At 41.1% G+C, this 11,777-nt stretch carries 8 protein-coding genes; 2 read left to right on the plus strand and 6 right to left on the minus strand.

What is annotated here, in order from left to right; all coding sequences use genetic code 11:
* Positions 1–69: 69 nt before the first annotated feature.
* The 3 genes from QO187_RS07305 to QO187_RS07315 are packed head-to-tail and all read right to left on the minus strand — an operon-like array spanning position 70 to position 4,461.
* Positions 70–1,482 (minus strand): McrC family protein, encoded by a 1,413-nt coding sequence (locus tag QO187_RS07305; RefSeq protein WP_102094832.1) that lies wholly within the window; start codon positions 1,480–1,482, stop codon positions 70–72.
* Positions 1,460–3,616, minus strand: a complete 2,157-nt coding sequence (locus QO187_RS07310) for an McrB family protein (protein ID WP_102094833.1) — start codon at positions 3,614–3,616, stop codon at positions 1,460–1,462. Before QO187_RS07310 ends, QO187_RS07305 begins: the two co-directional genes overlap by 23 nt.
* Before the next feature lie 44 nt (positions 3,617–3,660).
* Positions 3,661–4,461 (minus strand): crotonase/enoyl-CoA hydratase family protein, encoded by an 801-nt coding sequence (locus QO187_RS07315; RefSeq protein WP_102094834.1) that lies wholly within the window; start codon positions 4,459–4,461, stop codon positions 3,661–3,663.
* Positions 4,462–4,690: 229 nt separating this feature from the next.
* On the opposite strand from QO187_RS07315, the gene QO187_RS07320 reads away from it, so the two are divergent.
* Positions 4,691–5,446, plus strand: coding sequence for a LysE family translocator (locus QO187_RS07320; protein ID WP_102094835.1), 756 nt, complete (start codon positions 4,691–4,693; stop codon positions 5,444–5,446).
* Between the two features lie 87 nt (positions 5,447–5,533).
* The gene (gene rlmF / locus QO187_RS07325) at positions 5,534–6,571 is read left to right on the plus strand and encodes a 23S rRNA (adenine(1618)-N(6))-methyltransferase RlmF (RefSeq protein ID WP_102094836.1); all 1,038 of its coding nucleotides are present in this window, start codon (positions 5,534–5,536) and stop codon (positions 6,569–6,571) included.
* 106 nt (positions 6,572–6,677) lie between these two features.
* On the opposite strand, the gene QO187_RS07330 is transcribed toward rlmF, so the two are convergent.
* The 3 genes from QO187_RS07330 to QO187_RS07340 all read right to left on the minus strand — a co-directional run bounded on the left by QO187_RS07330 (position 6,678) and on the right by QO187_RS07340 (position 11,766).
* Positions 6,678–7,301: a manganese efflux pump MntP family protein gene (locus QO187_RS07330; protein WP_102094837.1), complete on the minus strand. Its 624-nt coding sequence runs from the start codon at positions 7,299–7,301 to the stop codon at positions 6,678–6,680.
* Between the two features lie 126 nt (positions 7,302–7,427).
* Positions 7,428–10,043, minus strand: coding sequence for a DNA topoisomerase (ATP-hydrolyzing) subunit B (gene gyrB, locus QO187_RS07335; protein WP_102094838.1), 2,616 nt, complete (start codon positions 10,041–10,043; stop codon positions 7,428–7,430).
* Between the two features lie 511 nt (positions 10,044–10,554).
* On the minus strand, positions 10,555–11,766 hold the full coding sequence (locus tag QO187_RS07340; protein ID WP_102094839.1) for a DNA replication/repair protein RecF: 1,212 nt from the start codon (positions 11,764–11,766) through the stop codon (positions 10,555–10,557).
* Positions 11,767–11,777 lie beyond the last annotated feature (11 nt).

Consider the following 11,777-nt stretch of genomic DNA (forward strand, 5'->3'; position numbering starts at 1 on the left):
AATCCTGCCATTAGAGATTATCTCATGGCTAAAACGTACCTTAAAACTCATATTATATAGTGACGAATTTTAAATAATCATAAGTGGTTGATTACTACTCTGAATACCTGATAACTCATCAATACTCTTAACTAACTTTGCTTCATTTTCAGCAATAGCTTTTTTAAACTCTGGATAACTTGCAACATGTTGGGGAATGGATAGCTTAAATTTATGGATACTGCCACCAAAACCATTAAGCAATCCCATATTTAGCGCCAAGTCATCCTCTTCTGTAGGGGCAATATAACCTCCGATATCTGCTTTATACAAAAACAAGTATGACAGGACTTGATTAAGGTCATCTCTATCGATTTTATTATCTTTCATACGCTTATATTTAGCGTCTAAAATAATACGATTGTCTTTCACAAAGTCAGGATAACGACGGACGTTATTACCTGAAAATTTTTGAGCATAGACCTTGATACCACCTTGTCGGTTATTATTAGTGGGATGGTCATATCCGATAGGACGTAGTAGTGTGTTGAGGTACTCCTCCCATAACCACGCTCCATCAAACAAAATGCCGTGAGCCTTATCATCATTGTTAGCGTATTTCAAACCTTCATAACGTAAAATTTGCAGACAGATTTTTTGCAGGCCACTGTATTCCGTAAAGTAAGGATGTACAAAAGGCTTACGGTTAGTATTGATAATAGTATGCCGGTCACGTACATGATATGACGGAGTATGTTGGACAATCAGATTGACGAAATCAAGTGTTTCGCTGTCGCTATGCAACACATCTCTCAGATTGGGTTTTTGTTTGATAAACTCTATGGCGTGACGAATGAGCTGGGAAATTGGATTATCAAAACTATGCTCACGCACACTGTAGGCAACATTGCCTCGAAACGGCAGATTCTGTCGCAGATGGGCTTTGACATCGATAGCCCCTTTGAGACTACTGTCGTTATAGCTTTGCTTTTGATACTCTTTATACAGGCCTTGTGAGAGCGCTTTTTTAAGAAAATGAGGAAATAAATATACTAAAAAATCAAATAGGTTGGTTTGATTTCTACTGTGCTTTAAATCAAACAGGTTAATACACAATACTTTTTGCAGCATATAATGTAGAAAATAATCTTCTTCAATAGCCTCTTCTTGATTGGCTTGGTCATCACTACCTACAACAGATGCCCGAGCAAAACGGGACTGGATTTTCAACTGTGTACCTTTTACACCAATAAAGCCCATGACATTGCCTGTCTCTAAAACGGTCTGAGACTCACTAACATTTAATTCAAAGATTGGCTTACTGGCAATATCATCTTCGTTATCTTCAAAATGTGTGGGGAAAATCAATAAATTGGGGTGTGCGGTCACTAGCTCGCCAATATTTTTACTAGCGAGTAGTGATAAATCATCTATAATTTTATTAACGTTTGGCTCATTAGAGCCTAAAATTAATGAGGTATTATCCGTCGTTACGATCATCATCAAACCCTAACTGTAGATTATAGGCATCTTTTAATCCTTGAATCTGTTGCTCAGCATTAGGATAACCACGCAGATATTCAAAAAGTAGCGACTCTAAATGATATGTCCATAACTTATCAAAATCGCCATCATAGTTGGCAAGCTTTAGGAAGTAAGATGGGCCAACGTGATAAGCCGAATTCAATCCTTGCACAGATTCGATAGCCTTGTTCAAATCCATTAGGCGCTGTTCGGCTTCCTCTGCCCAATCATCAATTTGACCTTCCCACATAGATAGTCGATCTTCTGATTTAATTTCTTTCCATGCAAAACGGCGGCGCATAGCAAAATCAAAAGACTCAACGCTACGGTCGATATCATTCATTGTGCCGATAATATAGACGTTATCTGGTATATAAAAACCTTCTTTGAATACGTCTTCATCCGTTTGCAAATTGGCGTATTGAGTAGTGACTCTACCACTCTCCCCTCGATAGCCAGGGTCAATAGAGAAGAACAGCTCACCCAATACTTTAGAGATTTCAGCCCGATTAATCTCATCAAGGATAATAATGAATTTTTTATTCTGATTATCTGTATTGGTAAGGGTTAAGTCGTAGTTCTTTTTGATATATTCGCATACTGGAATCAGATAAGGCTTCCAGTTGAGCGCTTTGCCTGTTTCAAAGTAATTTTGTATCAACGATTTAGTTAATGTGATTTGTCTCTGTGTTTCACTTGATAAAACAGCTGTGATGTTTTCACGCGTGTTCACAATAATTGTGAATGGACTTCCTTGGCTAGGCGTCACTAAGTCTATAGCGCTTTCGGATATATCATCTATAAATCTTTGATAAACTTCTTCAAAATTATTTAACTGTTGATTATTTTGATATTTTCGTGCTTCTTTACAGAACTTTTTAAAGCTTCCATCTCGTAGCTCAAAACCAACTTTTCCGTCTTCATTTTGAATAGGTCGTAAGCCTTCTACAAAGTCGGTATAGTCATAAGAAGGGTGAAATTGAATAAGTTTATATTCTGCACCCCATGCCTCAGCCAACGTTTTAGCTAAATAGGTTTTACCTGTTCCAGGCGCACCTGTAAGAACAATGTTTTTGTTGGCTAGTAATAACTCGCTAATTTCTTGTAGCAAAGGATTAGTGATAGGTGGCTGATGATTTTGATTACTTGATTTTTCAGTCATATTTAATTCATTGGCGAGTTTAAAAATATTTTTATAGGCATTAAATAGATCGCCTTTTAGATCATTTATAATATTGTAGTATTCTACTAAATGCAGTTTTTGTTCATCATCTAACGCTACTATTCGACCAAATAAGTAATGCTCGTCTCTAACAGGATTTTGGAAGTCGTATTCATCCGTATTTAATGCAAAGTCTCTATTGGCAAGCTTGATCATCTCGTCACTGTCTTTCAAAGCAATGAAAGCATCTATATAAGGCTTGATATACTCTATCGGAGTCTTTTCTTCTTTGAATCTGACATACAGCGTATTAAACCCCAGTCCATAACCAATTCTATTGTCTGACAAGTAAATATGGTACTGAACTTCGGTACCAGCCCCTTCGTTAATTGCCCACTCTCTGTCTTCGCTATCATATTTGAACAGCAATTTAGAGTTAGTGATTCTTTGATTGCCTGTCAGCTCTTTTCTCGCTATAAGAAAGTCTCTTTTTAAATCACCAACGTCTTTGTTTATAAGACTGACTAAATGACCAATGCTATCTATTTTGATAGCATTGGCATTGATATAGTCGAGTTCCTTCATTGCTTCAACTAACTCGTCCCGTAGTTTCCATTCAAATAAGTTACCCGCTACCTTCTTGCCAAGCATTGTAACTAGCCAGTAGGTCTTATCTCCCTCCTCAGTAGTTATTTCAAACCTATTTAAACGCTCTTGAACAACTCTACTAAAATGTGTTACTAGAGCAGTAAGAGAGTTAGAATGTGTATGATATTTTTCTGCTAAATATTTACAGGTTGCCTTGTACTCAGGTTCTAAAAAAAAGATACTCAGTACATATTTATAGTTACTGGTCATAAAATTATCGTCAGATAATATCTCCAACCATTCATACTTAGTAACTTGCGATTTAGAATTATAATCATCACTTCTAACGACGACCTGCTCCATATTTATTCCTATAAATTAATAATTTTTTAGTATTTTTCCTAAAACTACCGCCCCTTAAACTCAGCCTCACGTCTCTCAACCATCGCTATCACACCTTCTTTCGCATCTTCTGAATGAAACAGCGGCGGCAGATAGCTATGGATATTGGCCAATGCCGTTGCTGCGCCATTACGGCTAGCATCTTGTGCTGACGACAATGCACCTCTCACACCCAAAGGCGCAGCTTTACATATCTCTTGCGCCAGCGTCAATGCTCGCTCGTACTCAGTCCCATTTGCTACTACTTCACTGACCAAATTCATCCTATCGGCCGTTTGCGCATCAAATGCTTTACCAGTGAGTAGATACGGCATGGCTTTTTGCCAGCCTGCTGCTGCGACAAACCGTACCGTCGCACCGCCAAATGGCATAATGCCTCGCTGGACTTCCATTTGAGCAAAGTTGCAGTTATCACTAGCGATGACCACATCACTATTTAGCATCAGCTCGATAGCTACCGTAAAGCAAGTACCTTTTACCGCGACGACCACGGGTTTGGTACGTAGTTTCCCGCTAATGCCCCATGGGTCGATTTGATCATCATTAAACTCAAACACGCCATCGTTTAGCTTGTCTTGTAGCTCTACCAAATCTAGCCCAGCAGTGAAGTGATCTCCATGGGCAAATATTAATGCACAGCGTAAGTTGTCGTCTTGCTCGTAGCGAGTCATGGCGTCAGACAGTTGGGCAATCATATGACTGTCAAAGGCGTTGCGTTTGTTGGCACGGTTTAGCCCGACAAGGCAAACATGGCCTTGTGTGTTATAAGTGATGCGGTTCTCTGTGGCGTTACTATCCGTAGTCATGGTTCCATCCTTGTTAAAGTAATCATTGGCATATAATGAGTGGTTATATGATCAATTCTCAATAATTTATCGGTAGAGATTGAGTGAGAAGTCACCTTTAATATAGACACCCTTGTTCTATAACACAAGCAATAGAGATGACTCGCATAGTGCAAAAATCGATAAAAGTTGACCTCATTTGCGATAAGTGCAACTATGATGCAGGTCTAGGTATTGTTTAGAGTATTTTATGGAATTTTGGCACGGCTTTTTACTCATCACCAGCGTTCATCTATTGGCTGCAGCCTCACCTGGTCCTGATTTTGTCTTAGTCTCACAGCAGACGTTGGCAAAAGGTCGACGCACTGGTTTGATCTGTAGTTTCGGTATTACCTTGGGTCTTGCCGTCCATATTATCTATTCTGTATTAGGACTGGCGACTGTCATTGCTCATTCACAGCCTTTATTGACTACTATTAAATGGTTAGGTGGCGGCTATCTAATTTACTTAGGTTGGCAAGGTATCCAAGCTAAGCCTAAAAAACCAGCGGATTTAGACACAGCTCATATTTTTGAAAAAACACATGCTTTAGAAAAAGCAGAACCACAAGTAAGTTCAAGTGCTCACGTTCCACAAGATACGCTCACTAGTCAAACTATACCTACAACCAAAGAAACCACTATCGAAAAATCGCCTAGCAATAACGAATCAACGTTTGCCACCATGCGCCGTGGCTTTTTTTGTAATGTATTCAATCCAAAAGCGCCCGTGTATTTTGTGGCGATATTCACACTCGTATTGTCACCTGACATACCGCTGTGGCAATTGGCTATTTATGGCGTATGGATGATGGTGTTACAGATGGCGTGGTTTAGTACGGTCGTCATGCTACTCTCTATCCCTGCGGTACATCGACGCTTCCAAAGGTTTGAGCATTGGATCGACCGCGTATTGGGTACTGCGATGATCGTATTAGGGCTTAACTTGATATTGCGTCACCGATAAGCGACCGATAAAGCGCGGATAAACAATTAGCAACCTGCGAAATCTGCTACACTGGTTACTTATATCCATATATCGTAGCCTGACATTATGACAAGTAAGCCCATGACCCGTAACCCTGCAAATAGTAAACACAGAAACAGATCTCCTGCGACCGCGAAAAAACTCGGTCAGCTGCACCCACGCAACCCGCACCAAGGTCGTTATGACTTTGCGGTATTGACTCGTGCCTTACCCGAGCTTGCTGACCATACCATTACCAACCCTAAAGGTGAGTCGACGATTAACTTCTCGGATCATCAGGCTGTTCGCGTGTTAAATAAAGCACTGTTAGCGAACTATTACGGGGTTAAATTCTGGGACATTCCTGAAGGCTATCTATGCCCGCCTATTCCTGGACGTGCCGATTATATTCACTACATCGCAGATTTATTGGCGCAAACCACTCACGTAAACGCTGATAACACACCGCCAACGGGTAAAGAAATTCATGCTCTTGATATCGGTACTGGTGCCAGTGCTATCTATCCTATCGTTGGTAGTCAGAGCTATGGCTGGCGCTTTACAGCAAGCGACATTGACCCCATCTCTGTCAATACCGCAGCGCTGATTTGTGAAGCCAATCCAAAGCTAAAGAGTGCGGTCAAGGTAAAGCTACAGCCTGAGCCTAAATTTATCTTTAAAAACATCATTGGTCGTCAAGATTATTTTGACGTCGTGGTTTGTAACCCTCCGTTTCATGCTTCATTAGAAGAAGCGATGGAAGCCAATAGCCGCAAGCAGCACAATTTGCAGCGCCATCGTGGTAAAAATGAAAGCGAGCAAATCAGCCGTAGCTCAACCAAATCAGGCAACGCTGCGCAAAACCTAAACTTTGGCGGTCAGCACAAAGAGCTATGGAGTGAAGGTGGCGAGATTGCCTTCCTGACCAAGATGGCAAAAGAAAGTCAGAGCTTTGCAGAACACGTTGGTTGGTTCACAACCTTAGTATCAAAATCTGAAAACGTTAAGCCATTGCAATTATTATTAAAGCAGCTAAACGTCGCTCAAATGCGTATCATCGAAATGAGCCAAGGTCAAAAAAGCACTCGCGTACTAGCTTGGCGCTTTGACAGTGACGAAGAGTAACCACTAAGCAAAACTACTAACTTGAGTTTCACGTGAAACAAAAAAGCACCGTTTTGATATTCAAAGCGGTGCTTTTGTATAAATACTCAGTAAAAAACTAAATTAGCTAAAAAAACATTACTTTTAGACCAATCGCAATAAGCACGATACCGCCCAATGCTTCAGCTTTATCTTCTAGCCATGTGCCTGAGCGACGTCCCAAATAGACCCCGAGCCAGCCAAATATAGCGGTTACTATAGCGATAATAAAGCAAGCTAACCACGCGTTCAGTGCCAATAAATTCAGCGTAAACCCTGCTGCCATTGCATCAATACTGGTTGCAACCGCTAACGTAAACATAGTGCGATGATTGATATGTCCATGCTTACTCGTGGCTATTACTGTGTCGCTACCAGTGTTAATAGCAACATCATTGACGTCCAGATCATCACTGTCATCATCCGACTCATCAGCAGTAAACACTTCGTAAAGCATTTTCCCACCTAGAGCAATCAAAATAGTGCCGCCAATCCAAGGTGCAGCAGCGGCCAACCAACCCAACATTGCCGCACCCAATAAATATCCGATAAGCGGCATGACACCTTGAGCAATACCAAAGTAAAGCGCAGCATAGATAGCCAAGCGCAGTACATATTGATGACTGTATTTTTGAGCCTTAGCACCCAACCCTATCGACACTGCAAACGCATCCATCGCTAAAGCAATAGCGAGTAAAATTACTTCAACCATTTGATTCCCACAAATTATAATTATTAGGTAATAGAAACGCTAACAAATGAGTTTCACGTGAAACAAAAATACCGCCTTGAATATCAAAGCGGTATTTTTATAAATTGTCAGTAACCAGTTTCAAATTTAGATATCTAAGTTCGATACTGTTAGCGCATTCTCTTCAATGAAGATACGACGCGGTTCAACGTGATCACCCATCAAGCAAGTAAACATATGGTCAGCGGCGATAGCATCTTCGATAGTGACGCGTAGCATACGACGATTTTCAGGATCCATCGTTGTATCCCATAGCTGATCAGCGTTCATCTCGCCTAGCCCTTTGTAACGCTGGATAGCTAAACCACGACGCGCATCCAGCATCATTTGTTGCCATAGGTAATCGAAGTCGCGTACTGGGATGTCTTTAGTCGTTCCCGCAGACGCTTCACGGCGGATAAAGGCATCGCTCTCAAGCAACGTATTCCATTCGCTTGATAAACGTAGCAACTTGCTATACTCACCAGAGTTGATGAAGCTAGCATCTAGCAGATAATGATGCGCCAGTTGATGCACGTATACTGTGACGCGTGGTAGCCACTGTGCCTTGGTAGATAAAGCCTCACTATCTGACGCTTCGCCTTCCTCAGTACCTACTACTGGCGTCATACCCAATAGATCTGCTGCGGCTGCGTCCATATTTTTTGGCTGCGGCGCGTGGATATTAACCAATTCAATCTCAGGGCTTAGATCGCTACCGAAGTGATCTAGCTTAGTCTGCATCGCTGCTTTCCAATCCTGCATGGCAGACTCATCATAAGTCATGTCAGTATTAAGTTTTGGCGTATGCGTCAATGCGTCCAAAATCACCGCTGGGAAACGAATCTGCAGACGTGCTTTGATCAACTGAGTTTGGTTATAGTCATTAAGCAGTGTCTCAAGTGCTTGACCAGTAATCGCAGGCGCATCGGCACTGATATGTAGCTTGGTATTATCAATCGTTGAAGACAATAGATACGCTTTAAGCGCTTCATCATCTTTTAGGTATAACTCTTGACGACCTTTTTTCACTTTGTATAGCGGTGGCTGAGCAATATATACATAACCACGCTCGATCAATTCAGGTGTTTGACGGAAGAAGAACGTCAATAACAACGTACGAATATGCGATCCATCAACATCGGCATCGGTCATGATGATGATTTTGTGGTAGCGTACTTTGTCAGGATTATACTCATCAGGACCAATACCACAACCTAATGCCGTAATCAGGTTACCCACTTCAGCAGATGATAACATCTTGTCAAAACGAGCACGCTCGACGTTTAGAATCTTACCTTTTAGTGGCAAGATTGCTTGCGTTTTACGGCTACGACCTTGTTTAGCTGACCCACCTGCAGAGTCACCCTCCACAATGTATAGTTCAGATAATACTGGATCTTTTTCTTGGCAATCAGCCAACTTGCCAGGCAGACCTGCAATATCCAAAGTGGTCTTGCGACGTGTCATTTCACGTGCTTTACGAGCCGCATCACGTGCACGCGCTGCTTCCATAATTTTATTAGCAATGGCTTTACCAGCACTTGGATTTTCTAATAGATAATCGTTAAATTTATCGTGCATCGCAGATTCGACAGCAGATTTTACTTCGCTTGATACTAGCTTATCTTTCGTCTGGCTTGAGAACTTTGGATCTGGTACTTTAACAGAGACGATTGCCGTTAAACCTTCACGAGCATCATCACCAGTTGCAGCTACTTTTTCCTTCTTAAACAAGTTCTCGCGATCCATATAGCTATTTAAGCCACGTGTCAGTGCTGATCTGAAACCTGATAAGTGAGTACCACCATCTTTTTGCGGGATATTGTTGGTAAAACATAGCACTTTTTCGTTATATGTATCTGACCACTGTAGCGCAACTTCTACGCTGATACCGTCATCTTGCTGACTGGTAAAATGGAATACTTCATTGATACCGTCTTTACCAGCATTGATGTAACTAACAAACTCTAGCAAGCCACCTTTATGCTCAAACTCATGGCGCTTATCAATACGCTCATCAGTCAAAACAATACGCACACCAGAGTTCAAAAATGACAGCTCACGTAAGCGTTTTGCCAAGATATCGTACTCAAAAATCGTACCAGTGAACACATCACTACTAGGATAAAAACGGATTTGTGTGCCCGTCTGATCGGTGGCTTCCATCTGTTGGATATCGCTATCAGGTACACCATCAGTATAAGTTTGATGATAATGATAGCCTTCGCGCCAGATATTCATCTCAAGTTTTTGAGATAGAGCATTAACTACTGATACCCCCACACCGTGCAAGCCACCTGACACTTTATAGCTATTGTCATCGAACTTACCACCTGCATGCAAGACCGTCATAATAACCTGCGCCGCTGATACACCCTCTTCTGGATGAATATCAACAGGCACACCGCGACCGTTATCCATCACACTGACAGATTCATCTTCGTGAATAACGATATCAATCTGATCACAGTGACCAGCAAGCGCCTCATCGATAGAGTTATCCACTACCTCAAAGACCATATGATGCAAGCCTGTGCCATCATCGGTATCGCCGATATACATACCAGGACGCACACGTACGGCCTCTAACCCACGCAATACGCGAATATCTTTAGAACTATAATCAGAAGGCAATACTTCTGAAACTACAGTAGGCACGGTGGCTTCAGTAGCACTGTCGTCTATCAATTGCTCGTGGTCAATAGGTAATGAATCACTCATGTACATTCCTTAATCTAGCCATAATCAGCCATTTACGATTAGCGCACTTATAAAAAGTCCGCTACATAGTGGCATCTTAGAATTAACGTCTATTATTCATAATCTAAAGTGCATATGAGCAGCTAAACCACTAACCACCGGTAGCCTCAAAAAAGGCCGCACAGAGATAAAATTAGTAAATTATTTATTAGTAATAGTCTTTGTTTTTCTAACCTTTGTTAAAACTATTGAAATAAATAAAATACAAATTTATCAAACATTTATGAATAATTGAAAAATAGAAATCTTTTCTATGATGCTATCAAATAAATTGCTGAGCACAGGACAAAAATAAAGGGTTATTTTAACATTTTTTTGCTTCTAAGTCACTGTTTACTGAGAGTTTTACGGTCTGTGAAAGGTCGTCTTAACATAGTAACTGTCAGGACAGATAGTAGTGGCTAGTGTATTGAATAATGAGAAGTTAAAGTAGATGGGTAATCATCAAAAGTATAAGCAGAAGAATGAAATATTAGTTAGTAAATGAGATTTTTCCTTGTTTCACGTGAAACGTATTTGGTTGTGACCAAAGTTCATTAACTAAAGGTAAAATATCGTCTGTTAGACTGGTCATAAATACTTGGCAAGGGAGTTGAGCTAGGGTCGATAGCAGTATTTCTATAGCTCTATCATCTAGTTCTGCAGTGATATCATCTAGAAGCACAACAGGGGTTGCTTTCGATGATAAATCATCATTGAGTGAGTCACTGCTCTCTTTATCGTTTAGCAACAGTGGTAGCTGCGATAGGCGCAGTGCAGTAATGAGCAGTTTCTTTTCACCGCGAGACAATACATTTGCTGCCTGCTCTTTTAAAGTCGGTAATTTGGTTTGGATACTATTTGCTGAAGCTGCTGTTCTGTGATCTGTCGTTTGATCGTTTACAGACTCATTAGAACGCCAATGCACATGAATATCAGCACGATGATTGCCTATACGAGTATATCCCAATTGCAAATCCTGCTCTAACCGCTCATTAAGCTGCACATCTAGCGCGACACTGGTGTCATAACCAGCGTTATAGCTTAGGCTCAGTTGCTCAGCGTAAGAAGGCAATAGCTGTAAAATACTCTTGGCAAAATAAGGCTGCCATTCAGTAAATACTTGCTCGCGATAATGATGAATCAAAGCAGCATGGTTACTCAACCCTTTATCCCATGATTTCAGCTCAGAAAGCTGTACTTGGGTTAAATGACGAGTCCTCTTTAGCAAACTATTGCGCTGTTTCAGTAGGCGTTGATAAGCCATCCATTGTGGATGAAACCCTTGTTTCATGTGAAACACTAGCCAATCTAGCAGCTGTCGACGGCTCGCACTTCCCTGCTCCAACATATCCATCGTCGATGGATCTATCAGCAATGTAGGTAGCTGCTCTGTCAAGATACTTTGGTTATAAACAGTGGTTTGATTGAGGCGTAAGATGGTCGTAGCATCTGCTTGCTTTTGAATAGCTAAAGTACGACTATCATTGAGCTTAGCATGAACAGTCGTGTTATTTTGATGATGTTGGATATAACGTTTAGGCTGGTGATGACGAAAGCTCTTACCTCTTGATAACAAGAATATAGCTTCAAGCAACGAGGTTTTACCACTGCCATTTGCACCGATAATGATGTTGCAGGCAGCAGGCTCTAAACTAATTTGAGTAAGGTTTCTAAGATGGGATATTTGTAGACGTTCAATCATAGTATCGATAG

The organism is Psychrobacter sp. Arc9 (assembly GCF_041431295.1).
In the GTDB taxonomy this organism is placed as follows: Bacteria; Pseudomonadota; Gammaproteobacteria; order Pseudomonadales; family Moraxellaceae; genus Psychrobacter.

Coding starts and splice junctions, on each gene's coding strand:
- QO187_RS07340 (WP_102094839.1), bottom strand. CDS start 11,766: ATGATTGAACGTCTACAAATATCCCATCTTAGAAACCTTACTCAAATT.
- QO187_RS07320 (WP_102094835.1), top strand. CDS start 4,691: ATGGAATTTTGGCACGGCTTTTTACTCATCACCAGCGTTCATCTATTG.
- QO187_RS07305 (WP_102094832.1), bottom strand. CDS start 1,482: ATGATGATCGTAACGACGGATAATACCTCATTAATTTTAGGCTCTAAT.
- QO187_RS07315 (WP_102094834.1), bottom strand. CDS start 4,461: ATGACTACGGATAGTAACGCCACAGAGAACCGCATCACTTATAACACA.
- gyrB (WP_102094838.1), bottom strand. CDS start 10,043: ATGAGTGATTCATTACCTATTGACCACGAGCAATTGATAGACGACAGT.
- QO187_RS07310 (WP_102094833.1), bottom strand. CDS start 3,616: ATGGAGCAGGTCGTCGTTAGAAGTGATGATTATAATTCTAAATCGCAA.
- QO187_RS07330 (WP_102094837.1), bottom strand. CDS start 7,301: ATGGTTGAAGTAATTTTACTCGCTATTGCTTTAGCGATGGATGCGTTT.
- rlmF (WP_102094836.1), top strand. CDS start 5,534: ATGACAAGTAAGCCCATGACCCGTAACCCTGCAAATAGTAAACACAGA.